22 protein-coding genes and 1 pseudogene are annotated in these 23,732 nt (G+C 68.2%); 14 read left to right on the forward strand and 9 right to left on the reverse strand.

Features of this window, described 5'->3' with window-relative positions:
- Positions 1–31 precede the first annotated feature (31 nt).
- The 4 genes from AC1RIF_RS23045 to AC1RIF_RS23060 all read left to right on the forward strand — a co-directional run bounded on the left by AC1RIF_RS23045 (position 32) and on the right by AC1RIF_RS23060 (position 4,761).
- Complete coding sequence (locus AC1RIF_RS23045) at positions 32–958, forward strand: LysR substrate-binding domain-containing protein (RefSeq protein ID WP_492603702.1); 927 nt, start codon at positions 32–34, stop codon at positions 956–958.
- 256 nt (positions 959–1,214) lie between these two features.
- On the forward strand, positions 1,215–2,540 hold the full coding sequence (locus AC1RIF_RS23050) for an MFS transporter (RefSeq protein ID WP_492603703.1): 1,326 nt from the start codon (positions 1,215–1,217) through the stop codon (positions 2,538–2,540).
- Positions 2,541–2,543: 3 nt separating this feature from the next.
- Positions 2,544–4,460 (forward strand): FAD-dependent monooxygenase, encoded by a 1,917-nt coding sequence (locus tag AC1RIF_RS23055; protein ID WP_492603704.1) that lies wholly within the window; start codon positions 2,544–2,546, stop codon positions 4,458–4,460.
- Positions 4,453–4,761 (forward strand): MFS transporter, encoded by a 309-nt coding sequence (locus AC1RIF_RS23060; RefSeq protein ID WP_492603705.1) that lies wholly within the window; start codon positions 4,453–4,455, stop codon positions 4,759–4,761. The genes AC1RIF_RS23055 and AC1RIF_RS23060 overlap by 8 nt, the downstream gene beginning before the upstream one ends.
- Positions 4,762–4,818: 57 nt before the next feature.
- On the opposite strand, the gene AC1RIF_RS23065 is transcribed toward AC1RIF_RS23060, so the two are convergent.
- The 3 genes from AC1RIF_RS23065 to AC1RIF_RS23075 are packed head-to-tail and all read right to left on the reverse strand — an operon-like array spanning position 4,819 to position 7,049.
- The gene (locus AC1RIF_RS23065; protein ID WP_492603706.1) at positions 4,819–6,102 is read right to left on the reverse strand and encodes an RNA polymerase sigma factor; all 1,284 of its coding nucleotides are present in this window, start codon (positions 6,100–6,102) and stop codon (positions 4,819–4,821) included.
- Positions 6,102–6,470, reverse strand: a complete 369-nt coding sequence (locus AC1RIF_RS23070) for a YciI family protein (protein ID WP_492603707.1) — start codon at positions 6,468–6,470, stop codon at positions 6,102–6,104. Before AC1RIF_RS23070 ends, AC1RIF_RS23065 begins: the two co-directional genes overlap by 1 nt.
- 42 nt (positions 6,471–6,512) lie before the next feature.
- On the reverse strand, positions 6,513–7,049 hold the full coding sequence (locus AC1RIF_RS23075) for a DUF998 domain-containing protein (RefSeq protein ID WP_492603708.1): 537 nt from the start codon (positions 7,047–7,049) through the stop codon (positions 6,513–6,515).
- A gap of 145 nt (positions 7,050–7,194) precedes the next feature.
- Here AC1RIF_RS23075 and AC1RIF_RS23080 point away from each other — a divergent pair, with 145 nt between their 5' ends.
- A complete protein-coding gene (locus tag AC1RIF_RS23080; protein WP_492603709.1) occupies positions 7,195–7,653 on the forward strand; it encodes a hypothetical protein in 459 nt (152 codons plus the stop codon).
- A gap of 28 nt (positions 7,654–7,681) precedes the next feature.
- Here the strand turns inward: AC1RIF_RS23080 and AC1RIF_RS23085 are convergent, their stop codons facing one another.
- On the reverse strand, positions 7,682–8,347 hold the full coding sequence (locus AC1RIF_RS23085) for an IclR family transcriptional regulator (RefSeq protein ID WP_492603710.1): 666 nt from the start codon (positions 8,345–8,347) through the stop codon (positions 7,682–7,684).
- 211 nt (positions 8,348–8,558) lie between these two features.
- Between AC1RIF_RS23085 and AC1RIF_RS23090 the strand changes: the two genes are divergently transcribed.
- The 6 genes from AC1RIF_RS23090 (at position 8,559) to AC1RIF_RS23115 (ending at position 14,096) form a co-directional block, all read left to right on the forward strand.
- The gene (locus tag AC1RIF_RS23090) at positions 8,559–9,008 is read left to right on the forward strand and encodes a nuclear transport factor 2 family protein (protein ID WP_492603711.1); all 450 of its coding nucleotides are present in this window, start codon (positions 8,559–8,561) and stop codon (positions 9,006–9,008) included.
- A gap of 70 nt (positions 9,009–9,078) precedes the next feature.
- Positions 9,079–9,915 carry an SDR family NAD(P)-dependent oxidoreductase gene (locus AC1RIF_RS23095; protein ID WP_492603712.1) on the forward strand — a complete coding sequence of 279 codons (837 nt, stop codon included), beginning with the start codon at positions 9,079–9,081 and terminating at the stop codon, positions 9,913–9,915.
- On the forward strand, positions 9,908–10,687 hold the full coding sequence (locus AC1RIF_RS23100) for an SDR family NAD(P)-dependent oxidoreductase (RefSeq protein ID WP_492603713.1): 780 nt from the start codon (positions 9,908–9,910) through the stop codon (positions 10,685–10,687). Before AC1RIF_RS23095 ends, AC1RIF_RS23100 begins: the two co-directional genes overlap by 8 nt.
- Positions 10,684–12,144 carry an FAD-dependent oxidoreductase gene (locus AC1RIF_RS23105; protein ID WP_492603714.1) on the forward strand — a complete coding sequence of 487 codons (1,461 nt, stop codon included), beginning with the start codon at positions 10,684–10,686 and terminating at the stop codon, positions 12,142–12,144. The genes AC1RIF_RS23100 and AC1RIF_RS23105 overlap by 4 nt, the downstream gene beginning before the upstream one ends.
- A gap of 42 nt (positions 12,145–12,186) precedes the next feature.
- The gene (locus AC1RIF_RS23110; protein WP_492603715.1) at positions 12,187–13,542 is read left to right on the forward strand and encodes an MFS transporter; all 1,356 of its coding nucleotides are present in this window, start codon (positions 12,187–12,189) and stop codon (positions 13,540–13,542) included.
- A gap of 65 nt (positions 13,543–13,607) precedes the next feature.
- A complete protein-coding gene (locus tag AC1RIF_RS23115) occupies positions 13,608–14,096 on the forward strand; it encodes a nuclear transport factor 2 family protein (RefSeq protein ID WP_492603716.1) in 489 nt (162 codons plus the stop codon).
- Between the two features lie 94 nt (positions 14,097–14,190).
- Here AC1RIF_RS23115 and lepB read toward each other — a convergent pair.
- Positions 14,191–14,856, reverse strand: a pseudogene (gene lepB, locus AC1RIF_RS23120) (signal peptidase I); the annotation flags it as partial.
- Between the two features lie 171 nt (positions 14,857–15,027).
- Here lepB and AC1RIF_RS23125 point away from each other — a divergent pair.
- Both AC1RIF_RS23125 and AC1RIF_RS23130 read left to right on the forward strand, forming a co-directional pair.
- Entirely contained in the window at positions 15,028–15,549 is a 522-nt protein-coding gene (locus AC1RIF_RS23125) for an NfeD family protein (RefSeq protein WP_492603858.1), read from the forward strand.
- A 9-nt stretch (positions 15,550–15,558) separates the two neighbouring features.
- On the forward strand, positions 15,559–17,151 hold the full coding sequence (locus AC1RIF_RS23130; protein WP_492603717.1) for a flotillin family protein: 1,593 nt from the start codon (positions 15,559–15,561) through the stop codon (positions 17,149–17,151).
- 74 nt (positions 17,152–17,225) lie between these two features.
- Here the strand turns inward: AC1RIF_RS23130 and AC1RIF_RS23135 are convergent, their stop codons facing one another.
- From AC1RIF_RS23135 to AC1RIF_RS23150, 4 genes are all read right to left on the reverse strand, one after another.
- The gene (locus AC1RIF_RS23135) at positions 17,226–17,987 is read right to left on the reverse strand and encodes an alpha/beta fold hydrolase (RefSeq protein ID WP_492603718.1); all 762 of its coding nucleotides are present in this window, start codon (positions 17,985–17,987) and stop codon (positions 17,226–17,228) included.
- Positions 17,988–18,093: 106 nt separating this feature from the next.
- The gene (locus AC1RIF_RS23140; protein WP_492603719.1) at positions 18,094–19,434 is read right to left on the reverse strand and encodes an MFS transporter; all 1,341 of its coding nucleotides are present in this window, start codon (positions 19,432–19,434) and stop codon (positions 18,094–18,096) included.
- A 39-nt stretch (positions 19,435–19,473) separates the two neighbouring features.
- Entirely contained in the window at positions 19,474–21,807 is a 2,334-nt protein-coding gene (locus AC1RIF_RS23145) for a cytochrome P450/oxidoreductase (protein ID WP_492603720.1), read from the reverse strand.
- Between the two features lie 252 nt (positions 21,808–22,059).
- The gene (locus AC1RIF_RS23150; protein WP_492603721.1) at positions 22,060–22,752 is read right to left on the reverse strand and encodes an IclR family transcriptional regulator; all 693 of its coding nucleotides are present in this window, start codon (positions 22,750–22,752) and stop codon (positions 22,060–22,062) included.
- Between the two features lie 233 nt (positions 22,753–22,985).
- On the opposite strand from AC1RIF_RS23150, the gene AC1RIF_RS23155 reads away from it, so the two are divergent.
- Entirely contained in the window at positions 22,986–23,561 is a 576-nt protein-coding gene (locus AC1RIF_RS23155) for a MarR family winged helix-turn-helix transcriptional regulator (RefSeq protein ID WP_492603722.1), read from the forward strand.
- Positions 23,562–23,732 lie beyond the last annotated feature (171 nt).

The raw sequence follows: 23,732 nt of genomic DNA on the forward strand, positions 1-23,732 counted from the left end.
TGGGAGAATCGGTGCCCGGGAGGTAACCACCATGGTCAGCTCGGCGAGGCCGCCGACGTACACGATGCGCCAATTGTTCGTCTTCGTGGCCGTCGCCGAGACCGGCACCATCCGTGCCGCCGCCGACCGATTGCACGTGTCGCAGTCCGCGGTCTCGCTCGCGATCACCGAACTGGAACGGGCGCTCAAGTCACAGCTGTGTGTGCGCCGTCGCGCGCACGGCGTCCAGCTGACTCCCACCGGCGAACGCGTGCTGATGCGCGCTAAGGCGCTGCTCGAGCAGGCCGGCGACCTGGCCGCGGAGGCGTCGGGCGCCGAGGGCGTGCTCACCGGTCCGCTCGCGATCGGCTGCTACTCGTCGCTGGGGCCGACGCTGCTGCCGCGGCTGCTGTACGAGTTCAACCAGCTCCATCCGGGGGTCACCGTCGACTTCGTCGAGGACACCCAGGACCGGCTCGAGCAGCGGCTGATGTCCGGGGAGCTGGACCTGGCGATCGTCTACGACCTGGACCTGTCGCCCGCGCTGCGCTCCACACGGATGGACACCCGGCAGCCCGCGATCCTGCTGCCCGCCGACCACCGCCTCGCCGATGCACCGGTGGTGGAGCTCGCCGAACTCGCGGACGAGCCGATGGTGCTGCTCGACGCCCCACCCAGCTCGTTCCACGCGCTGCAGATGTGCAGCCATGCCGGGTTCACCCCACGCGTGCGGTTCCGGCCGAAGAACTTCGAGACCGCCCGCGCGCTGGTGGGGCGCGGTTTCGGTTGGACGCTGCTGATCCAGCGGCCGCACCTCGACGTCACGTACGAGGGACTCGGCGTCGTCGTCCGCCCGGAGGTGGAGCCGCCGGTGCCGGAGGTGGACATCCTGCTGGTGTGGTCGCAGGACGCACTGCTCAGCCGGGCGGCCCGCGCCTTCGTCGAGTTCGCCGCGGACGGGGCATCCAGCCCGTTCTGAATCGGTGTCGCCACCGTCACATCCCCGAACCCGACCCGGGCGGTGCAGGATGCAATGTGGAAACCCTGCAACGCCCATGATTCGAACGTTTGACGGGCCTTCCCGGTAACCACAGTTTTTGTGGGTATTCACCCCGAATTCTTGCGCTTTTCACGCGATGTGATCCAGGTCAAGATGTCCTGCAGGCCGCTTCGTCGGCACGTGTGCAGGTGCCTTCGTCCCTGTGTGCGCATCCAGAGTTGAAAGGCACCGAACCATGACGGCAACCATGGCTGCGGCTCCGCCGCAGGAGTTGCACCGCAAGGCCCGCAAGGCCGCGCTGGGCAGCTTCGTCGGCACCGCGATCGAGTGGTACGACTTCTTCATCTACGGCACGGCCGCCGCGCTGGTACTCGGGCACCAGTTCTTCCCGAACTCGTCGGACCTGGCCGGAACCCTGGCCTCCTTCGCGACCCTCGCCGTCGGATTCATCGCGCGTCCCATCGGTGGCGTCGTCATGGGGCACTTCGGTGACCGTGTGGGACGTAAGTCGATGCTCGTCATCTCGCTGCTGCTCATGGGCTTCGCGACCGTCGGCATCGGTGTGCTCCCCAACTACGACGCGATCGGCGTCTTCGCCCCGATCCTGCTGGTGACGTTGCGCTTCGTCCAGGGTCTCGGCGTCGGCGGGGAGTGGGGTGGCGCGGTCCTGGTCGCCACCGAGAACGCCCCCGAGGGCCGCAAGGGCCTCTACGGCGCCGCACCCCAGATCGGCGTCCCGGCCGGTGTCCTCGTCGCGAACCTCGTCTACCTGCCGCTGACCGCGTTCATGAGCGACGAGACGTTCAAGGCGTGGGGCTGGCGGATCCCGTTCCTGCTCAGCGCCGTCCTCGTCCTGGTCGCCATGTGGATCCGGCTCGGCCTCGAGGAGAGCAGCGAGTTCCAGGCCTCCAAGGAGGACGCGCAGCCCGAGCAGCTGCCGATCGTCGAGGTCCTCACCAAGCACTGGAAGACGGTCCTGCTGGCCGGCGGCACGTTCATCGCCACCAACGGCATCGCCTACGCGTACATGGTCTACGTCCTGAAGTACGGCGAGACCGAGCTCGGCTTCAGCAAGACCACGATGCTGTTCCTGCTGATCAGCTCGTGCCCGTTCTGGATGGCCGGCATGGCGTTCAGCGCATGGAAGTCCGACACCCTGGGCCGCCGGACGGTCTACGTCCGCAGCTCGATCGCGCTGGTGATCGCCGCCGCCGTCTTCTTCCCGCTGATGGACACTGCCGTCCTGCCCGTCATGGTCGTCGCGATGATCGCCCTCGGCTTCACGCTCGGCTGCTGCGCCGGCCCGCAGTCCGCGCTGTTCGCGGAGCTGTTCCCCCCGGCGATCCGCTACTCGGGCGCCTCCCTCGGCTACCAGATCGGCGCCATCCTCGGCGGCGGCCTCGCGCCCATCATCGCCACCGCGCTGTACGCGAGCTTCGAGACGTCGCTCGCGATCACCGGCTACTTCGTGCTGATCGCCCTGATCAGCCTCGCCAGCATCCTGCTGCTGAAGGTGCCCGGTACCAAGTCCTCCCGTCCGTCCCCGCAGGAAGTCGTGTAGACCATGTCGACCTACTACCAGCCCCCGAAGTACCCGGCCTCGAACTTCGAGTCCATGACCGCCGCCGACGAGACCCTCCCGGTCGTCATCGTCGGTGCCGGGCCCGTCGGCATGGCCGTGGCCCTCGGCCTGGCCCAGCGTGGCATCCCCGTCGCGATTCTCGAAGCGGCCGATCAGGTCTCGTTCGGCAGCCGCGCCATCTGCATCTCCCGCCACAGCCTCGAGGCCGCCGCGCGCCTCGGCTTCGGCGCCGAGCTCGAGAAGATCGTGCTGCCGTGGGTCGGCGGCCGCAGCTTCTACCGCGATCAACAGGTGCTGCACTTCCAGATGCGCAACGCCGATCACGACGTGCGCCCGCCCATGGTCAACGTCTCGCAGTCGGAGTTCGAGCAGATCATGGTCGACACGATCGAGGCGAACCCGCTCATCACGCTGCACTGGTCCGCGAGCATAGCCGGCGTGCTGCGGGCCGACGACGAGGTGACCCTCGAGATCGACACCGCGTTCGGCAAGCGTCACCTGCGCGCCCGCTGGGTCGTCGCCGCCGACGGTGGCCGTAGCCGCATGCGTGAGCTCGCCGGTATCCGCATGCAGGGCAACAACTACGACGGCCGTTACGTCATCGCCGACATCCACTGGGAGTCGGAACTGCCCGCCGAGCGCATGGTCTGGTTCGATCCGCCGAGCAACCCCGGCTCGACGATCATCATGCACAAGCAGCCCAAGAACATCTGGCGCATCGACTACCAGCTCGACCCGTCCGAGGACGCCGAGATCGAGACGCAGGAGGACCGTATCCGGGACCGCATCACGCGGCACCTGGAGTGGCTCCAGAACGATCTGCCGTGGACGCTCGAGTGGCACGGCTTCTACAGCGCTCGCGCCCTCGCCCTGCCCGACTTCACACACGGCCGGCTCCTGTTCGCCGGCGACGCGGCCCACCTGGTGCCGATCTTCGGTGTGCGCGGCCTGAACTCGGGCATGGAGGACGCCGAGACCCTCGCGTGGCAGTTGGCCGCAGTGATCCACGGCAACGCCGCTCCCGAACTGCTGCAGGCGTACTCGGTGGAGCGTCACGACGCGTGGCGGCAGAACGTCGCGAACGCCGGCAAGAGCACGCTCATCATGTCGCCCGGCAGCCACGGCTACCAGACGACGCGTGATGCGATCCTCGCGCTGTCGGTGACCCGCCCCGAGTTCAGTCACCTGATCAACCCGCGTCAGTCCAGCGCCACCAACGCGCGGATCTCGCCGCTCACCTGGCCCACCCCCGCCGACGCCGAAGGTGTCGCCGCCGGTGACCCCGTCGAGGACCGGCGCGTGCAGACCGTCGACGGTACCGACACATCGCTGAACACGCTGCGCGGCACCGGTTTCGCGCTCCTCGGCGTGCACGTCGATGCTGCGGACCTGGCCGCCGCGACCGCGACCCTGAGCGCCGTGTTGGCGCCGGAGTCGGTGCGCGCCGTCCTGATCGGCAGCGACACCTCGGACGCGTCCGTCGCCGTGGTTCCCGATGTCGACGGTCAGGTCGCCGCCGCACTGGGTGCCCGTGACGGTGAGGTGTTCGTGATCCGCCCCGACGGTGTGCTGCTGTGCCGCATCGACGGTGTCGGGCGGATCGACGACGTCGTGCGCCACCTGAGCCTGGGCGACGCCCCGGCAGGTGCGTCGGCGACGGTCGACAACGGGCCCGCGATCGATCCGGCCGAGTTGCGCCGCGAGAACGTGTGGATGGGCCTGTCCGACGCGCTCGACCAGGTGGGCGAGACCGACCGCGAGGGCTTCCTGACCCGCCTCGCGCTGGTGCTCGGCTCGCGGGTGGGGCAGCGCGAGTTCGAGGAGGCCATCGCGGCCGCCACCGATCCGTCGTTGACCGTGCCCGCCGACGAGAACTCGGACGCCGCCGTCGGTGCCTGAGCACGCCTCCGAATCCGGCGCCGCCCGGCAGCAGTCGGCGCCCGCCACCATCACAGCGGCGTCCGGGGATCGGCATCGCCGGTTCTCGCTCGGGCTGTGGGGGATCCACATGCCACTCGGGCAGTTCGTGGCGATCCTGCTGGGCCCGTGGGTGATCGCCGAGGTCGGGTGGCGTGGACTGTGGGCGGTCAACGCGGGGCTGCTGCTCGCGTGTGCGGCCCTGGCGGTCGCGGTGGTGCCTCGCGCGGCTGCTGCCACGCCGGTCATGTCGGGTCGCGAAACCGGCACCGGTCTGGCTTAATTCGGCAGCGTTGCTGCTGGCCGTCGCGCTGACCTCTTGTCGAGCGTCGACGGCGTTTCAGTTGTCCTCGTTGCCGTGTTCGCCGGCGCGGCGCAGGAGGTAGCGGCGCTCGATGTCGTTGGCGGTGAGCTCCGCCGCCGCGCGGAACTGTTCCTGCGCGCGGGCGTTGTCACCGAGCTGATCGAGCAGGTGCGCCCGGACGGCGCGGGCGCGCTGTGCGACAAGCGGATCATCGGTGATCCGGTGGGCACGATCGAACTCGTCGAGTAGCGCGATGCCGCGGCGTGGACCGAAGGCATGTGCGACTGCGACGACCCGACCGAGGCGGACCGGCGACGTCGGGTGCAGCCGTTCGAGCCACAGATAGAGCGCGGCGATCTGGGGCCAATCCGTGTCGGCAGCGGTCTTCGCCTGGGCGTGGGTTGCGGCGATGGCCGCTTGTAGTTGATACGGCCCCACATGATCGCGGGCCCAAGCCTGTTCGATCAGCTGCCCACCCTCCGCGGTCAGTCGCTCGTCCCACCGTGTGCGGTCCTGCTCGGTGAGGGGAACGAGCTCCTCGTCCGTGTCGGTGCGGGCGGACCGGCGCGCCTCGGTGAGCAGCATCAGGGCGAGCAGACCGGACGCCTCGGGGTCGTCGGGCAGCAGATCGCACAGCATCCGCGTCAGCCGGATCGCTTCGACGGTGAGATCGGCGCGGGTGAGTTGGTCGCCTGCGGTGGCGGTGTAGCCCTCGTTGAAGACAAGGTAGAGCACGCGCATGACGGTCGAAGTGCGCTGCACGACATCTTCGTCGGCGCGAATCTCGAAGCGGGCCCCGGCCTTCTTCAACGTCTGCTTGGCCCGACTGATCCGTGTTCCCATCGTGGCTTCGGTGGTGCCGTAGGCGTGGGCGATCTCGCCCGTGGTCAGGCCACCGACCGCGCGCAGGGTCAGTGCGACCTGGGAGGTCTCGCTGAGTGCCGGGTGGCAGCACAGCAACAACAGATGCAGGCTGTCGTCACGGTGCCCGAGGGTGGGCCCGGTTCGTGCGGGATCGATCAGCACGGCGTCGGCGTGCGCGGCCTCCTCCTCGCGGCGCCGGGTTGCCTGCTCGGACCGGATGAGATCCACCATCCGCCGGTAACCGACGCGGATGAGCCAGCTTCGAGGTTCTTCGGGGATCGAGTCCTGTTGCCAGCTGCGACTCGCCGCGAGGAGAGCTTCCTGCACGGCATCCTCGGCCAGCTCGAACCTGCCGAAGCGGCGCACCAGCGCGCCGAGCACGTGCGGTGCTTCGGTGCGCAGCACGTCCTCGATACGCCGGTCCCCGGACGGCGCCGCGGGGGCCGAATGATCCATCAGGCGAAGTCGTCGCCCATGATCGGCCGGATCTCCATCGGCTCACCGAGGACATCGACCATCCGGGCGACGATGTCGCGAGCACGCTCGAGACTCGAACAGTCGATGATCGCGAAGCTTGCGAGCACCTCCTTCAGTTCGGCGAAGGGGCCGTCCGTGGCAACGACTCCCGCATCGGTCTTCCGGACGGTGGTCGACACCGCGGGGTGGCCCAGGCCCTCACTCAGGACGAACTCGCCCGTCTGCCGGAGCTCGGCCTCGAACTTCTGGTAGGCGGCGAACGCGGCCAGCGCGTCGTCGCTGGGAACATCCGCGGTATCGGCATCCCAGGAATCCGCGGGGGTGTAGCTCAGCAGCAGAAACTTCATCGCTCTCCTCCGTAGCTCGTTTGCATTGTCAGCCTATGTGTTTCACAGTCCGCGGCGCAGTCCGAGCGAATACACCGTGACCCACGTGAACGCGATCACCCCGGTGACCGCGATCTGGATGCTCGACTCGGACGGGGACATCGGCAGCAACAACACCAGTGCCGTCATTCCGTGGCCGACCGCGGCCCATCCACGTCGAGCGCGGAGCGCGCGGACCAGCAGTGCGATGCACGCCGCGGCAAGTGCGCGGAACGACAGGACGGCCGCCGCGGAATGCACGACGGCGTGCCAGGACATGTCCACCGCACCTGCCGGTGCTCCGATCGGGAATCCGTTCTGCGGGTCCGCCGGGAAGCAGCCGGCGACGACGAACCCCACCCCGAAGATGCCGAGGAACACCGGCGCGACGCGTGCGGAGGTCGTAGAACAGCGGCCCGGCGCTCGTGGCGGCGGTGAGCGGGAGACGGGTCCGCTCGACCGATCGACGAGTCGCGTGCTCGCGAAGTGCGGTGATGGCCATGATGTCCTCCGGTTGCCGTGCCCGCCCGTCCGGATCCGGACGGCTTTCACGGACACCACGGAGCCGGGGTCGCCCCTTCGACATCACCGACCGAGAAAATCGGTGAAGTTCTTCCGTGTCGGGTGTCGAGATCCCGATCGCGGCTCCGAGGTCCCCACGAGAGCAGCCACAGCGGCGCTGCTCCGAACGGACAAGGAGCACATCATGAGCGAGACCACCACCAGCGACGTCCTCGGCCGGAACGAGCCGCCTCGGCCCAGCGACCGGGTTCGAGCACTCGACCGGCTCGTCGGCGCATGGACGGTGACCGGGGGAGCGGAGGGCACCGTGCGGTACGAGTGGATGCCCGGCGGGCACTTCCTCATCCAGCACGTCGAACTCGAGCAGTACGGGGAGCACGTCAGCGGGTTCGAGGTGATCGGGCACCTGCATCCGTTCGGAGAGCCGGTCGGTGACGAGATCGTCTCCCGGTTCTACGACTCGGCGGGCAACACCTTCGACTACGTCTACGAACTCGAGGGCGACGTCCTCACCATCTGGGCCGGCGCGCACGGCAGCCCGGCGTACTTCCGCGGCAGCTTCGACGACGGCGGTCGAACGATGACCGGCGACTGGGTGTACCCGGGTGGCGGCGGATACTCCTCGACGATGACACGTCGATAGTCGTCGGCAGGGCAGTGATCGGCGTCGGTCAGCGCAGCAACAGGGCTCCCAGCCGCCGAGCCGCGGCCATGACGGCCTCGCCCAGCTTCTGCTCCTCGGACGAGTCGAACACCGAGACACCGATGCTCACGAGGTCGGCCGGCCGACGGTTCGGCAACGTGGCCGAGATGCCCGTGACCGAGTGAGTCACCTCCCCCGAGGTCACCGCGAATCCGCGCTCGCGGGCGCGTGTGACCTCGGGGCGTTCACCTTCCCGCGGCGGTAGCGCCGCCAGCATCGCCAACCCCGCCGACCCGCGGTTGATCGGGTCGATCTGACCGGCGTTGAAGCCCACGTGCGCCCGCGAGTTCCGCGGCTCGATGACCATGAGCGCGCGGACCGAGTCCGCACCCTCCCGGACCGCGAGGTGCGCTGTCGCCTCCACGGAATCCGCCAGTTCCTCGAGGATCGGGCGCGCGAGCTCGCGCAGATCCTGCTCCACCGACCCCGCGAGCGTGACCAGTCCCGCCCCCAGCAGGATGCGCTTGCTCTCGGTGCGCCGACACAGCCGGTGTGCCTCGAGGGTGCGCACCAGGCGATCGGCGACCGTGCGGTGCACGCCGATGCCCTCGCCGATCTCGGTGATGGTCAACCCGTACTTGTGCTGCGTCAGCAACTCGAGGATCTCGAGGCCGTTGTGCAGCGTCTTCGACATCCGCGAATCGAGCTGGACGCCGCTCGTTCTCCCAGGGCTTTCGTTCATCTGATCTTCGGAACCGACCGATGCCATGGATCCCTCCCTTGACGTATGTGAGGCGAGACACCTACTCTTCTTCTTAATCGCACTATGCGTTCGATTATCGCACACATGGCGGGGCGGTGCAATCCCGATCGGGATGCGCCGGAGAGTGACCGAGGAGTTCGTCATGACAGGGATCGAGACCCGCGCCGACGTCGGCGCGATGGCGTTCGTGGAGATCCACCAGCTGTACGGCCGACAGAGCCAGCTCATCGACGAGGGGCACGCGGCCGAGTGGGCGGCCACCTTCACCGCCGACGGCGAGTTCCACTCGCCCAGCTACCCGGCCCCGGTCGAGGGGACGGCCGCGCTCACCGAGTTCGCCCGCGCGTTCTTCACGAACGCGTCCGTGGCGGGCGAGGCGCACCGGCACGTGATCACCAACATCGCCGTCGAGCGGGTCGGGGACGACGAACTCGAGGTCCACGCCTACCTGCAGATCGTCGCGACCCGGATCGGCGGGGATTCCCGCCTCGTGCGGTTCACCACGGTGGCCGACCGGGTGGTGCGAGTCGGTGGGCAGTGGCGCATCGCGCGACGCACGGTCCGCCGGGACGATCAGGCCCCGCAGTCCTGACACCTCGGGCCTCGGCTGGCGAGCACCCCGAATCTTTTGCAGAACATTGTTTTTGGAGGAACACCAGATCATGACCGAAACCGCTGACACCCAGAACCCCGGCCGCACCGACGCGTCGCTGATGGCCGCGCTGTACCCGGAGATGGCCGGCAAGGTCGCCGTCGTCACCGGCGCCGCCCGGGGCATGGGCGCTGCCTTCGCGGCCGGTCTCGCCACCCGCGGCGTCAACGTCGTCGGTGCCGACATCAACGAAGAGCAGATGACGGCCACCGCCGACGAGATCAACGCCGCGCTGGCCGCGGAATCGCTGGCCGACCAGCCCGGACGTGTCGTCGGTGCCCGCGTCGACGTCACCAAGGCCGACGAGCACGAGGCCCTCGCGCAGATCGCGCTGAAGGAGTTCGGCCGCATCGACTTCTGGATCAACAACGCGGGCATCTTCCCGTTCGCGCTGGTCGAGGAGATCACGCCCGAGCAGATCGCGGCGACCCTCGATGTCAACGTCGAGGGTGTGCTGTTCGGCGCCCAGGCCGCGGCGCGGCACATGGCGCCGGGCGGTGCGATCGTGAACATGTCCTCGGTGTCGGCGCTGCGCATCCGCCGTGGCCGCGGCGCGTACTGCACGTCCAAGGCGGCCGTCGCGCACCTCACCGAGTCGTTGGCGGTGGAGCTCGGCGACAAGGGCATTCGCGTCAACGCGATCGCCCCCGGCTACATCGACACCGAGATGACCCGCTGGGTCCGCGAGGATCCCGCCGCCCTCGAGCACGCCCTGAACGTGGTGCCGCTGCACCGCCTCGGCTCGCCCGAGGAGGTCTTCGGACCGCTGCTGTTCCTGCTCTCGGACAGCGCCCGCTACGTCACCGGGCACTCCATCGCCGTGGACGGTGGGTCGCGCCATGTCTGAGACTTACCCCGCAGTCGTCCTGGTCACCGGCGCCGCCGGCGGCATGGGCGCCAACCACGCCAAGGCGCTCGCCGCGCGCCGCGTGCACGTGTGCGTCGCCGACGTCGCGGACACGTCCACGGTCGTGGCCGAGATCGAGGCCGCCGGGGGCAGTGCGTCGGCGCATCGACTCGACGTCGCCGACCCGGCCGCGTGGACGCGCGTGATCGACGAGATCCGTTCCACCAAGGGTGAACTCGGCGGTCTCGTCAACAACGCCGGCATCAGCCGTCGACGCGAGTTCATGGACACCCCGGACGACGTCTGGGAACTGACCATGCGGATCAACCTGTTCGGCCCGTTCTACGGGATGAAGGCCGCCGCCCCGCTGATGCGCGAGAGCGGTGGCGGATCGATCGTGAACATCTCGTCGATCTCCGGCCAGGTCGGGTACTTCTCGCCGGCGTACGCGTCGAGCAAGTGGGGCCTGACCGGGCTGTCGAAGTCGGCGGCCGGACAGTTCGCGCAATGGGGCATCCGGGTGAACTCCGTGCATCCCGGGCTGGTGGGCACCGCTCTCGTCGGGGGAGCGGACGCCTTCGTCAAGGCCTCGCTGGAGAGCATTCCGGCCGGGCGCATGGGCACCGTCGACGAGATCACGGACGCGGTGCTGTTCCTGCTGTCCGACCGATCCACCTACATGAACGGCAGCGAGGTGACGGTCGACGGCGGCCTGGTGTCCAACGGGCTGTACCACCGCATCCTCGCCGAAACGGGAGGAGTCCTCTCATGAGTGAAGACAACTGGGACGTCGTCGTCATCGGCGGCGGCGGAGCGGGACTCGCGGCCGCGGTGTCCGCGGCCGAGCAGGGCGCATCGGTGCTGCTCTTCGAATCGCAGACCGAGCTGGGCGGCTCGACGCAGCTGTCGGCGGGCCTGTTCACCGCGGCCGGCACCAGCGTCCAGCGCGGCCTCGGCATCGAGGACACCGCCGAGAAGTTCTTCCAGCACTACATGGACCTCAACCACTGGATGCTCAAGCCGGGCCTGGTCCGCGCGTTCTGCGAGAACGCCGGCCCGACGCTCGAATGGCTCATCGGCCTGGGCGTGGAGATCCCCGCCCGGGAGTCGGCCAACGCGCACATGCCGGGTCTGGCCCAGTCGGGGGTCGAGGACGTCTGGCGTGGTCACGTGCCCAAGGACCAGGGCTACGGGCTGGTCCAGGTGCTCGACAAGGCCCGCCGCGACCAGGGCGTCGAGGTGGTCGTGAACACCCGGGTGCAGTCGCTGATCGTCGAGGACGGTCGCGTGGTCGGGGTCGTCGCCGACGACATCGAGGTCCGCGCGACGTCGGTGGTGATCGCCAGCGGCGGGTTCGCGCAGAACAAGGAGCTCGTCGACCGGCTGTACCCGTTCGCGAACCGGGGCGGGGATTCCCTCTTCGTCGTGGCGGCGCCGGGCAGCCAGGGCGATCACCTCGGCTTCGGTGAGCAGGTCGACGCGGCCGTCGCCGGTGAGGGCTGGGGGCTGGTGCTCCCGACCGCGTACTTCCAGCGCTTCCACCACTGGCAGTCGGGCTTCCCGCCCAAGTCGCGGATCTACGTCAACGGCGACGGCCGCCGGTTCATGGACGAGGACGCGTCGTACGCGGTCTCCACCGGGATCATCGACGCCCAGCAGGGTGGGGCCTGGGTCGTGTTCGACGAGAGGGCACGACTGAATCTTCCTGTGGGCTATACTGATTGGGCTCCGGAGCGGATTCTCGACGAGGCCGACGCCGGACGCACGCTCCGAGCGGACTCGCTCGCGGATCTCGCCCTGGCAATGGGCGTGCCGGCCGACGCTCTCGAAGCGGCCGTCACGCGGTGGAACGATCAACTCCCGAACGGTGTGGACGACGACTTCCTCCGTCATCGCACCCTCGCGAACAAGGGGTCGACCGCCAACCCGGACCCGATCGACCAGGGGCCGTTCTACGCCGCCCGGCTGCTGCCCGCCGAACTCGTGTGTACCCACGCGGGCGTCGAGATCGACAGCAACGCATCCGTACTGGATCGGACCGGTCGTCCGGTCGACGGACTCTTCGCGGCCGGCGAGGCCGGAGCCGGCATCCTCGGCCTCCGATACGTGGGCGGCGGCAACGCCGTGGCGAACGCCCTCACGATGGGCCGGATCGCCGGAATCAACGCTGCGCGCACCGCGCGCGGCGACTCGACGACATCGACGGCACTGACAACTGCAGGAATCTGACACCGAGCGTGTTGCGTACCAGACACTTACAAAGGACCATCCATGCCAACGAACGATATTGTGGAGCCCGCGGTTCGTAACCCCGAGCCCGCCCGAGGACCGGATCCCGTGCAGACCCAGACGCCGCCGAAGCAATCCACCGTCAAGGTGGTGCGTGCCGCAGTCGTGGGCACCGTCGTCGAGTACTACGACTTCGGCATCTACGGCTACATGGCGACGATCATCGCGTCGCTGTTCTTCGTCTCGGAGAACGACACCGCCGCACTGCTCGGCACGTTCGCGACGTTCGCCGTCGCGTTCTTCCTGCGGGTGCCCGGTGGCATCTTCTTCGGCCACATCGGCGACAAGTACGGCCGCAAGAACGCCCTGTCCTGGACGATCCTGTTGATGGTCGTCGCGACGGCGGCGATGGGCATGATGCCCACCTACGTCACGCTCGGTGTGTGGGCCACGGCGATCCTGGTGCTGGCCCGCTGCCTGCAGGGCTTCGCGGCCGGCGGTGAGCTGGGCGGCGCCAACGCGTTCGTGTCGGAGTCGGCACCGGCGAAGTGGCGCGCGTTCCAGACGTCGATGGTCAACTCCGGTACCTACATCGGCTCGCTCGTCGCCTCCCTGACCGCGCTCGCGCTCACCACGGTGTTCACCCACGACCAGATCATGTCGTGGGCATGGCGTATCCCGTTCCTGCTCTCCGTCGTCATCGGCGTGGTCGGCATCTGGATCCGTAACCACATGGAGGACACCCCGCAGTTCAAGGAGCTCGAGGACAAGGGAGAGACGGCGAAGGTGCCCGTCAAGGAGCTGCTCACCAGTTCCGGTCCGGCACTCGTGAAGATCATCTTCCTCGGCGCGCTCATCACCGGCGGCTACTACATCGCCTCCGTGTACGCGGCCACCTACCTGCAGAAGGCCGGTGGACAGTCGTCGACCGTCGCGTTCCTCTCCACGTCGCTGGCGCTGGTCCTCGGTGTCATCACTCTGCCCATCGCGGGTTACATGGCCGACCGATACGGCCGCAAGCCCGTGCTGTTCGCCGGCACCATCGCCGCCGTCGTGCTGGGCGTCCCGATGTTCATGCTCATGGCGGGCGGCAGCGTCTGGCAGGCGGTCCTCGGTCAGTCGGTGCTGTTCATCGCGGTGTCGGTGGTCAACGGCGCGTCCTACGTGACGTACGTCGAGATGCTCAAGGCGTCGGTCCGCTACAGCGGTCTCGCCCTGGGCAACAACATCACCAACATGGCGCTCGGTGGTACCGCCCCGTTCATCGCGACGTGGCTGATCGACATCACCGGCAACAACCTGGCACCGGCCTTCTACTTCGTGTTCTGTGCGCTGCTCACCCTCGGTGCGATCTTCTTCGTCAAGGAGACCAAGGGCATCGAGCTCCGCGTCGACTAGTCGGCCCCGTCGGGCCCTGCCGGTGGCGACATCGGCAGGGCCCGTTCGTACGAGAGGAGATACGCATGTCGCTCAGCGACAAGCAGGAGATCACCGAGGTCCTGTACCGCTACGCACGGGCGGTGGACCGCAAGGACTTCGACCGGGTGGCCGACTGCTACTTCCCCGACGCGATCGACAACCACGGCGGCTACATCGGCACCGTCGACGGTCTGATCGAGGACATGAAGTCCCGGCACGCGACCATCGACTCGTCGCTGCACTACATCACCAACGTGCTGATCGACCTCGACGGCGACACCGCGCACGTCGAGTCGTACTGCCTCTGCTACCTGCGGCAGACGCCGGAGGTTCCGGGCGGCCCGCAGTCGCGCGTCACCGTCAAGTGCCGCTACGTCGACCGCTTCGAGAGGCGCGCCGGGCAGTGGCGCATCGCCGACCGCATCGTCGTGTTCGACGAGTCCGTGACCGAGACGATCGACGACGGCCTGGACCCCTCCTGGGTTCGATCGCGACGGTCCAGCGAGGATCCGGTCTTCACCGGCAAGCCCTGACCGGCAACGAGTTCGGATCCGACACGGCGATGCCGGCACCCCGTCTGCGGGGGTGCCGGCGTCGCCGTGTGCGCGGTCGATCACGAGCCTCCGCCTACTGCTGCGGGTCGACCGCGTGTACGACTCCCCACCTGGATGGCGGCAGCACGATCAGCCGCACCTTGCCGACGATGTTCGAGACCGGGACCGCGCCGTGGAGGTCGTCGTTCATGTGGAATCGCGAGTCCCTCGAGTTGGCCCGGTTGTCGCCCATCACCCACACGCTGCCCTCGGGCACCACCACCGGGCCGAAGAACACCCCCTGGCACGGGACGGCGTTTCCGGGCGATGTACGGCTGTCGATGTACGGCTCGACCAGCGTCCTGTCATCGACCTTCACCCCGCCGTCGCCGGGCAGGCACTGCACCGTCTGACCTCCCACTGCAACAACGCGTTTGACGAGATTGTTCTCATCCGGCGGTACCAGGCCCACCACCGAGCCGACGTTCTGGATCCCGCGCAGAACGGGGTTCTCCGATCGTCGTGACTGATAGTCGTCGTTCCACGACGGTGGACCTCGGAAGACGACGACATCTCCCGGTTCCGGATCGCCGACGCGGTAGGCGATCTTGTCCACCACGATCCGATCTCCGGTGCACCCCGGACAGCCGTGCAACGTCGGTTCCATCGATTCCGAGGGAATCAGGTAGACCCTGCCCACGAACATCTGAAGCAGGAAGCTCAGCACCAGCGCAACCGCGACGAGAACCGGAATCTCGCGCTACATCGAGCGGCGCCGAGGTTTCGGCGCCTCGCGCGGACCATCTTCGGCGCGGTGCGGTACTGCCACCGCCGCCACGCAGTCGCGACAGCACCTGCGATATGGTCGAGGGCGAATCTACTGTCCGGGGGAGGGGCGATAGTGACGGTCTTCTTTCTTGTCTGTCTTGCAATGGGTCTCGTGGGTCTTGTCGGGACGATCGTCGTCGGAGAGGTCGGGGGCGAGGGGTCGGTCGGCGGCGGTGCAGCCGAGGGGCTGCCCTTCCTGAGTCTCACCACCGCCGCCACCGCACTGTTCGGCGTCGGCCTCGGCGGAAGCGCCACAGTGCTGGCGGGCGGCGCGAGTGTCGTTGCGGCGATCGCGGCCGCCGGGTGCGCGATCGTCCTGGTCTTCCTCACCCGTGGTGTCCTCCTGCCCTACCTCCTGCGGCAGCAGTCCAACTCCCACATCGGGCGGCACAGCTACATCGGCCTGACCGGCATCGTCACCATCGCCATCGAACCCGGCCAGTGGGGCGAGATCTCGTTCACCGATGTCGCGGGAAGCCGTGTCCGTGCCCGCGCTGTCTCCGCGGAACCGGCACCACTGCCGGTGAACACTCCCGTCTACATCGGCGACGTCGACGACGCCAATGTTCATGTGGTCTCGATCCCCGAATCCGCATCGAATTCTGCACTGCCCGAAACAAACTGAGGAACTCCCATGGTCGCAATCGTGGGCGGCATCGTGGCTGCCCTGGTGGTCTTCATCGGACTGCCCTTCATCTACGTCCGCAACTACGTCAAGGTGCCCCCGAACGAGGTCGCCGTCTTCACCGGCCGCGGCACCCCGAAGGTCGTGCGTGGCGGTGCCCGATTCAAGATCCCCGGAATCGAGCGCGTCGACATCATGTCGCTCGAGCCGTTCAACGTGAAGATCGATCTGCAGAACGCTCTTTCGAACGACGGCGTCCCGGTGAACGTCGAGGCCGTCGGCCTGGTCCGTATCGGCTCGGCCGACGAGGCCGTCCAGACCGCGGTCCAGCGCTTCCTGACCTCCGATCTGGACGAACTCCGCCGACAGATCAACGACATTCTCGCCGGGTCGCTCCGAGGCATCACCGCGACCATGACCGTCGAGGATCTGAACTCGAACCGCGAGACTCTCGCGCGCAGCGTCGTCGACGAAGCGGGCGGCGACCTCGCCCGCATCGGCATGGAGGTCGACGTCCTCAAGATCGCCGGTATCAGCGACCACAACGGCTACCTCGAGTCCCTCGGCCAGCGCCGCATCGCCGAGGTCAAGCGTGACGCAGCCATCGGTACCGCGAATGCCGACCGCGACGCCCAGATCCAGTCCGCGAAGGCCCGGCAGGAAGGCGCCGTCGCGCAGGCCGAGGCCGATACCGCCATCGCCACCGCCAACCAGGCCCGAGACGTCGAGCTGGCGAAGCTGCGCGCCCGCACCGAGGCGGAGAACGCCGAGGCGGATCAGGCCGGCCCACTCGCCCGGGCGACCTCCGAGAAGGCCGTCAGGATCGCTCAGGAGCAGGCCGAGGCCGCGCAGGTCGAGGCTCGGATCGAGGTCGATCAGCGACGTGCCGAACAGGCGAAGGCGGCGCTGCAGGCGGACGTCATCGCCCCCGCCGAGGCCGAGCGCCAGGCCGCCATCGCCCGCGCCGAAGGTGAGAAGCAGGCCGCGATCCTCCGCGCCGAAGCGGCCGCCGAGTCCGCGCGACGCTCGGGTGAAGCTGCAGCCGACGCCCGCAAGCTCGCCGCCGACGCCGTCCGCACCGAACAGCAGGCCGAGGCGGACGGCATCAAGGCCCGGCTGGCGGCCGAGGCGCAGGGCCGCACGGTCACGGCCGAGGCGCTGCGCGCCGAACAGCAGGCGGAGGCGGACGGTCTACGCGCCCGGCTCGAGGCGGAAGCCGACGGCAAGCGCAAGGTTGCCGAGGCGCTCAACGCCTACACGCCGGCCGCCGCCCAGATGCTGATGCTTCCCGACGTCCTCAAGGCACTCGTCGAGGCAACCGACGCGGCAGCGAAGCCGGTGGGGGAGATCGACCGGATCTCGATCGTCGGCGGCGCCGACGGCATCTCCGGCAGCGTCGGCTCGATCCTCGGTATCAGCCCGTCGACGATCGCGGGAGTGATCGAGACCCTCGAATCCTCCGGCGTCGACATCACCGGCATGCTCAATTCCATCGGGCAGCGCGCCGAGCAGACTGCCGCGACGGACAACTCCCCCAGGGAGACGGCACTCGCGTCCGCGGGTGTCGGCAGGAACGGGGCAGGTGACCCGAACGGCGAATGACCGGTCGCAACGCGAACGGCCCGCCCCACGAGAGGGGGCGGGCCGTTCGCGTTCGTGCCGGGTATCCCCGTTCGTCACTGCAGCGGCGAGAGCACCCTCTCGATGCTGGTGATCATCGCGACCGGTGCCTCGAACATTGCGTAGTGCCCGGCGTTGGCGACGACGTCCAGCTCGCACTGCGGCAGCTGCGCCATCCACGTGGCCTTCATGGTCTCGGCACCCAGGGCCGGATCGTGCTCGCCGACAATCGCCTTGACCGGAATGGACGTCTGCGGCAGTTCGGCCGCGAAGTCGGCTCCGGCCCACGCGCGCAGGTACGCGCCGAACGCGGGACGGGTGGTGTGGTCCACGGAGAACCGCGTCATCTGCCGCAGCCACGTCGCCGACTGCCGGTTGCCGGTGGTGAAGTCGAGGATCGCGTAGCGGTTACCGTCCTCGTTCTCGGCCCCGCCGAACAGCGCCGCGCTGTCGTCGTCGAACGGCACACCGGACGCCGGCACCGGGCTGATGCCGATCACCGCGGTGACCCGGTCGGGGGCGTCGGCGAGGACACGCAGCGCGGCCGCGCCACCCATCGAGTGCCCGATCAGGGCGAAGCGGTCCCAGCCCAGCTCGTCGGCCAGCGCGAGCGTGTCCGCCGAGATCTCCTCGAGCGTGAACTCGCCGACCTCGTCCTTACGGGCCCCGTAGCCGCGGTAGTCGATCAGGGCGTAGGTGTACACATCGGTGTCGACCAACTCGGGCAGCATGCCCCAGCCCTCGGACGTCCCGAACCATCCGTGCAGCGCGATCACCTTCACGGGGCCGTGTCCTACCAGCTTGTGCGCGATGGTCATTCGACCTCTCCTGTCTGTAGCGGTGTGATGAACGGGCCGGGCCCCGGCACCGACCCCTGTCGGGATCGGAGCCGGGGCCCGGATGATCAGGTCCTGCTCGACTCGATTACGCAACCTCGTCGAGATCCACGCCCTTGGTCTCGCGGCTGAACAGTAGCGCGGTCACGGTGATCGCCATCGTGATCACCAGGTAAGCGACAACCATACCGACGCCGTAGTTGTCGATCAGCCAGACGGCGATGAACGGCGCCGGTGCACCGGCGATGATCGACGAGCCCTGGAACACCAGCGAAGAACCGGCGTAGCGGTAGCGGGTCGGGAACAGCTCGGTGATCCACGCGGCCTCCGGGCCGGCGAGCATGCCGTGGAAGAACGCACCCACGCACACACCCAGCCACAGCATCGGCAGGCTCTCGAGCTGGACCAGCCAGAAGAACACCGGCGCCCACGCCACGAGGATGATCGCAGGCACGAGCATCGCCTTCTTGCGGCCGATGCGGTCGGACCACGCGCCGCCGCCGATCATGCCGACGAACTGGAACAGCGATGCGAACGTGACGGCCATGATGATGTCGCTGCGGTGGAAGTCGAAATAGGTCGTGGCGTAGGCGATCACGAACACGGTGTAGACGTAGAACGCGATGTTCTCACCGAGCCGCATGCCGAGCCCGATCACGACGGCGCGCGGACGACGAAGCGCCTCGAGGATGCTCGAACGCTCCTCGGCCTGCGGGGCCTTGGCGGCCTGCTCCTGCGCGGCCTTGAAGACCGGCGACTCCTCGACGCCGCGGCGCACCCAGAAGCCGACAACCAGCAGCGGGATCGCGAACAGGAAGGCCACACGCCAGCCCCACTGGTCGAACGCGTCGTCGGTGAGGGCGAAGCCGAGGATCGAGACGACGACGGTCGCGAGGACCGTGCCCATCGGTGCGCCGGCCTGCGGCCAGGACGCCCAGAAGCCGCGCTTCTTCGGCTCGCCGTACTCGCTGACCAGCAGCACCGCGGCACCGAACTCGCCACCGAGCGCGAAGCCCTGGATCATGCGCAGCACGACGAGTGCGACCGTGGCCCAGATACCGATCTGGTCGTACGTCGGCAGCAGGCCGATCGCGGCCGTCGCGGTGCCCAGCATGATGAACGTCGCCACCAGCATCGGCTTGCGGCCGAACTTGTCGCCGAGATGACCGAAGACGATGCCACCCAGGGGGCGTGCGACGAAGCCGAGGCCCTGTGTCGCGAGCGCCAGCAGCAGCTTGGTGATGCCGTCCTCGCCGGGGAAGAACAGCGGTCCGAGGACGGTCGCGGCGAGGATGCCGTAGATCGCGAAGTCGTACCACTCGAGCACGGCACCGGCCATGCTGCCGGTGAGGACGCGCTTGAAGCTGGACTTGGGCGGCTGGTCGCTACCGGCCGGGCCGGCCGGCGCAGAGACTGTCGGTGATCCCATTACGGATCCTTTCGGGTGCTGAAGAAGGGGGGAGGTGGGTCAGAGTGCGAGGGTGATCTTGGTGCCGCATGCGCGTGAGCAGCAGGTCATCATCGACTTGTTCTGAGCCCGTTCGGTTTTGGTGAGCACCATGTCGCGGTGATCCACCTCGCCGTCGAGGACGGGGGCTTCGCACGATCCGCACAGCCCCTCCTCGCAGTCGCTCTGGATATCGATGTTCGACGCCCGCAGGGCGTCCAGCACCGTCTGGTCGGCGGCGACCTGGAGGGTCAGACCCGAGTCGCGCAGTTCGAGTTCGAAGGCGTGCTCGTTGGCCGGGTCGAGCGTGGCCAGGTTGGACGTGAAGTGTTCGACGTGCAGCGAGTCCTCGACCCAGTGGGCGCTGGCCTCGTCGAGCGCGGACAGCAGACGTTCCGGACCGCACGAGTAGATCTGGGTACCGTCGACCGCGACGTCGAGCAGGGCCGGGATGTCGAGGCGGTTGCCGGTGGAGCCCGCGTGCACCGTGGTGCGGTCGCCGTGATCGGCCATCAGCCGATCGAGCAGTGCCATCGTCGCGAGATCGCGCCCGCAGTAATGGATCTCGTAGTCCTTGCCGACGGCCTTGGCGTGGTCGGCCATCGCGATGATGGGCGTGATGCCGATGCCGCCCGCGACGAAGATGTAGCGCTCGGCATCCGGGTCGAGCTTGAAGTGGTTGCGCGGTCCGCGCATCTTCAGGGTGTCGCCGGCCTGCAGGGTGCGGTGCACGTAGCGCGAGCCGCCCCGGCTCTCGGGCTCCTCGAGCACCGCGATCTCGTACGACGACAGGTCGTTCGGGTCGCCGCACAGCGAGTACTGCCGGGACAGGTCGCCCAGGTCGATGTCGATGTGCGAACCGGGCGTCCACTTCGGCATCGCCTTGCCCGACGGGTCCGACAACGTCAGGCGCACGACGCCGTCGGCGGCCGGGGTGATCGCGTCGACGGTCACGGTCCGGGAGATGTTCGTCTTGGACGGCTCGCCGACCTTGACCGGCTGGCGGCTGTCGAGGATCGACGGGTCGGTGCGCTCCGGGTTCTTCGCCGGATCCCACTGCACCAGAACGTGGTCCGGTCCACGGAACGAGGTGTTGGGCAGGTAGGTGAACTCCTGGTCCGGGACGAGCTCCATGTGCGGCAGCCGCTTGGTGAACTCCTCGAGGAAGATCTGCATCTCCATGCGGGCGAGGTTCTTGCCCATGCACTGGTGGCTGCCGTACCCGAACGTCAGGTGGTCGCTGGAGTTCTCGCGGCGGATGTCGAAGTCGTCGGCATTGTCGAAGTGGCGCTCGTCGTGGTTCGCGGACGACGTGACGATCAGCAGCTTCGAACCCTCGGGGATGTCGATGCCTCCGATCGTGGTGTCGGCGGTGACCAGGCGGCGCCAGGCGGCGACCGAACCGGAGTGGCGCAGGCACTCTTCGACGGCGTTGGGGATCAGGCTCGGGTCGGCGCAGATCTCCTCCCACACGCTGCGGTTCTCGAGCAGCAGGCGGAAGGCGTTGGCCGATGCGTTCGCCGTGGTCTCGTGTGCCGCCACGATTCCCGCCATCATCATCGAGTGCAGGTAGGAGTCGGTGACGACGTCCGGCAGCTCCTTCTGCACGCGGATGCCGAACGGCATCCAGCCGTGGCCCGACGGATCCTTACGCATCTTCTCGAGCACCTGGCCGGCGTACTGCCAGAACTTGCCGACCGCCTCGGCGACCGCGACCTGCTCCTCGGGTGCGGGCCGGCCCCAGGTGTTGACCGTGTGCGCGATCGAGTAGCTACGCAGCTCGTCCATGTCCTCCTCGGGCACGCCGAGGAAGTGCAGCGCGACGGTGAGCGGGACCTCCCACAGCATCTCGTCGACGAGGTCGGCCCGACCGGTCTCGATGAACCGGTCCACGTACTCGCGGGTGAGGCGACGGACCATCGGTTCGTGGTGGACCAGTTCCTTGGGGGTGAACGGATCCATCAGAACCCGGCGACGCGGCATGTGCGCGGGTTCGTCCTCGTTCACCATGGTGCGCGACATCGCGTAGTCGTACTTCGCGAGCGTCGCCGTCGCCTCGTCGGAGACCGGGGTGATCTTCTCGAGCGCGATCGACGGCGAGAACAGGATGTTGTCGCGGAAGACGGCCTTGACGTCCTCGTACCGGGTGACCACCCAGTAGCCGAGTTCCGGGCTGAAGAACACCGGCTCCTCGTCGCGCGACCAGCGCAGCGACGCTGCCGGGTCCACCTGGTACGGGCCCTTGAACGGGTCGAAGGCGGCGGCATTCGCGGAAACCGGGCAACCAGTGTTCGGCATGGCGGCGACGCTGCCGATGTTCTGCAGTGCTGTGTGGTCGATCGGGCACACGCTCATGAGTTGAATCTCCGTCTGTCTGAAAACTGCGCTCATCTGCGAAGTTACTAATAGCGCACATCGTGTATCGGTGAGCGAACTTCGCACAGAGTAAGTGCGGTCACATTCGGGGTCAAGTAGGGCCCGAATAACGACGCGGGTGGTCTGTTCTGTGGTAGGGCGAGCGGCCCCGGAATCGCCGGTCGCGGGGGTGCACGACCCCGCCCCCGCGGGTGTGGAGGGCAGGGGACCCCGGGCGGCGGGCCCCGGCGGTCAGACGCTTCGGACGCTGATGCGGGTTTCGATCTCGCGCGCGGTGCGCTTCACCGCGGCGGCGGCGCTGTCGGTGTCGAGGCCGTCGATCGCGACGACGCCGACGCTGCGTTCGAGGCCGGCGCTCGACCCGAATCCCGCGGGCAGCGCGATGCCCGACGCGATGCCCACCGCGCCGTGTTCGAGTTGGCCGCGGGTGAGGCTGTAGCCGTCGGCCCGGGCCTGACGGACCGCGTCGGGATCGTTCGACTGCTCGGGGCGCAGCGCGAGGATCGCGATGCCCGCGGCGCCCTGGTCGAGGGGATGACTGCTGCCGACGCGGTACCCGACACGCAGCAGCGTGCCCTCCGGTTCGGCCACCATGATCACGACGCAGTTCTGCCCCTGAGCTGCGGAGACGAAAGCGGTGGCCCGGGTCTCGTTCGCGAGGGAGAACAGCAGCGGTTGCACGTCGCCGGAGAACTGCGGCTCGAAGCGGGACGCCAGGACTGCGGCGCCGACACCGAGGCGGATACGTCCGTCGTCGGTGCGTGTGACCAGCGAGTGCGCCTCGAGTGTCGCGATGATGCGGTAACAGATCGCCCGGTGGACATCGAGTTCCTTGGCCAGATCGGCCACAGAGATCCCGGCCTGCGACTGGGCGACGACGTCGAGCGCACGCAGCCCACGGTCGAGGGTCTGCAGCGTGCTCATGTCCGTCCTGTCCGGGTGTCGTCGGGGCCCGTCGCGCGGGCTCGACCCCGTGGTCCGGGGTCTGTGCGCCGACTTTACGGGTCGGGTGGCGGGTCGTGGACGACCCGATCCACAGGGTGGGCACTCGCTCGGGAAAGCCCAGAACAAATAGTTAACAGATATACTAATTCGGTGACGATTCGACGACGGTCGCAGCCGACGGCGGCGGCTACCTGCCGCGATAGGGTGACCGCATGAGCGGGGACGACGGGCGAAACGGACGGACTGCGGCGGATGCTGCGGTACCGGAGGCCGGCGATCTCGACTTCTGGTCCTTCATCGACCTCGCGAACCGGCGCCTGAGTACCGAGTTCGGCTCCACTCATCAGCTCGCCACCCAGGTGCTGCTCACGCTCAACCGGGCTGCGAACGTGGTGACCTACGACCTCGAATCGTCGGTGCACCGTCCGCGGGGGTTGTCGTGGTCGACGTTCCGGCTGCTGTTCGTGACGTGGCTGGCCGGTCCGATCGAACCCAAGAGTGCCGCCAAGCTCACCGGCATGAGCCGCGCCGCCGTGTCGAATCTGACGAAAACCCTGGTGGCGAGCGGTCTGCTCGATCGGTCGCCGGACGAACACGACGGCCGCTCGGTCCAACTGTCGCTCACCGAGAAGGGGCGCGCCGAGATGGCCGCCACCTACCGCGAGCACAACGAGCGCGAATACGCGTGGGCGAGCGTCCTCACCGAGGCCGAGCAGCATGTTCTCGTCATGCTGCTCGACAAACTGATCACCAATCGCAGCCAGTTCGACGTCCGCGGACGCAACTGACGTACGCGCGTCACCCCCCACTCCCTTCGCGATTCGCGCACTTATCGGTGTCGGCGATGCCGTCCCGGGGCCGATAAGTGCGCAAATCGCGGGTAGGGGGTGTTCGGGAGAGTGGGGGATACCGGGACGAGACCGCTCGTGTGGTTGCGCTCACGCCCCGAAACTAGTTAA

The sequence above is a fragment of the Prescottella sp. GW823-FHT02E09 genome (genome assembly GCF_058797375.1).

What these genes read in the sequence shown, in the direction of transcription:
- AC1RIF_RS23045 (WP_492603702.1), top strand. Translation starts at nt 32, where the DNA reads ATGGTCAGCTCGGCGAGGCCGCCGACGTACACGATGCGCCAATTGTTC.
- AC1RIF_RS23050 (WP_492603703.1), top strand. Translation starts at nt 1,215, where the DNA reads ATGACGGCAACCATGGCTGCGGCTCCGCCGCAGGAGTTGCACCGCAAG.
- AC1RIF_RS23055 (WP_492603704.1), top strand. Translation starts at nt 2,544, where the DNA reads ATGTCGACCTACTACCAGCCCCCGAAGTACCCGGCCTCGAACTTCGAG.
- AC1RIF_RS23065 (WP_492603706.1), bottom strand. Translation starts at nt 6,102, where the DNA reads ATGGATCATTCGGCCCCCGCGGCGCCGTCCGGGGACCGGCGTATCGAG.
- AC1RIF_RS23070 (WP_492603707.1), bottom strand. Translation starts at nt 6,470, where the DNA reads ATGAAGTTTCTGCTGCTGAGCTACACCCCCGCGGATTCCTGGGATGCC.
- AC1RIF_RS23080 (WP_492603709.1), top strand. Translation starts at nt 7,195, where the DNA reads ATGAGCGAGACCACCACCAGCGACGTCCTCGGCCGGAACGAGCCGCCT.
- AC1RIF_RS23085 (WP_492603710.1), bottom strand. Translation starts at nt 8,347, where the DNA reads ATGTCGAAGACGCTGCACAACGGCCTCGAGATCCTCGAGTTGCTGACG.
- AC1RIF_RS23090 (WP_492603711.1), top strand. Translation starts at nt 8,559, where the DNA reads ATGACAGGGATCGAGACCCGCGCCGACGTCGGCGCGATGGCGTTCGTG.
- AC1RIF_RS23095 (WP_492603712.1), top strand. Translation starts at nt 9,079, where the DNA reads ATGACCGAAACCGCTGACACCCAGAACCCCGGCCGCACCGACGCGTCG.
- AC1RIF_RS23100 (WP_492603713.1), top strand. Translation starts at nt 9,908, where the DNA reads ATGTCTGAGACTTACCCCGCAGTCGTCCTGGTCACCGGCGCCGCCGGC.
- AC1RIF_RS23105 (WP_492603714.1), top strand. Translation starts at nt 10,684, where the DNA reads ATGAGTGAAGACAACTGGGACGTCGTCGTCATCGGCGGCGGCGGAGCG.
- AC1RIF_RS23110 (WP_492603715.1), top strand. Translation starts at nt 12,187, where the DNA reads ATGCCAACGAACGATATTGTGGAGCCCGCGGTTCGTAACCCCGAGCCC.
- AC1RIF_RS23115 (WP_492603716.1), top strand. Translation starts at nt 13,608, where the DNA reads ATGTCGCTCAGCGACAAGCAGGAGATCACCGAGGTCCTGTACCGCTAC.
- AC1RIF_RS23125 (WP_492603858.1), top strand. Translation starts at nt 15,028, where the DNA reads ATGGGTCTCGTGGGTCTTGTCGGGACGATCGTCGTCGGAGAGGTCGGG.
- AC1RIF_RS23130 (WP_492603717.1), top strand. Translation starts at nt 15,559, where the DNA reads ATGGTCGCAATCGTGGGCGGCATCGTGGCTGCCCTGGTGGTCTTCATC.
- AC1RIF_RS23135 (WP_492603718.1), bottom strand. Translation starts at nt 17,987, where the DNA reads ATGACCATCGCGCACAAGCTGGTAGGACACGGCCCCGTGAAGGTGATC.
- AC1RIF_RS23140 (WP_492603719.1), bottom strand. Translation starts at nt 19,434, where the DNA reads ATGGGATCACCGACAGTCTCTGCGCCGGCCGGCCCGGCCGGTAGCGAC.
- AC1RIF_RS23145 (WP_492603720.1), bottom strand. Translation starts at nt 21,807, where the DNA reads ATGAGCGTGTGCCCGATCGACCACACAGCACTGCAGAACATCGGCAGC.
- AC1RIF_RS23150 (WP_492603721.1), bottom strand. Translation starts at nt 22,752, where the DNA reads ATGAGCACGCTGCAGACCCTCGACCGTGGGCTGCGTGCGCTCGACGTC.
- AC1RIF_RS23155 (WP_492603722.1), top strand. Translation starts at nt 22,986, where the DNA reads ATGAGCGGGGACGACGGGCGAAACGGACGGACTGCGGCGGATGCTGCG.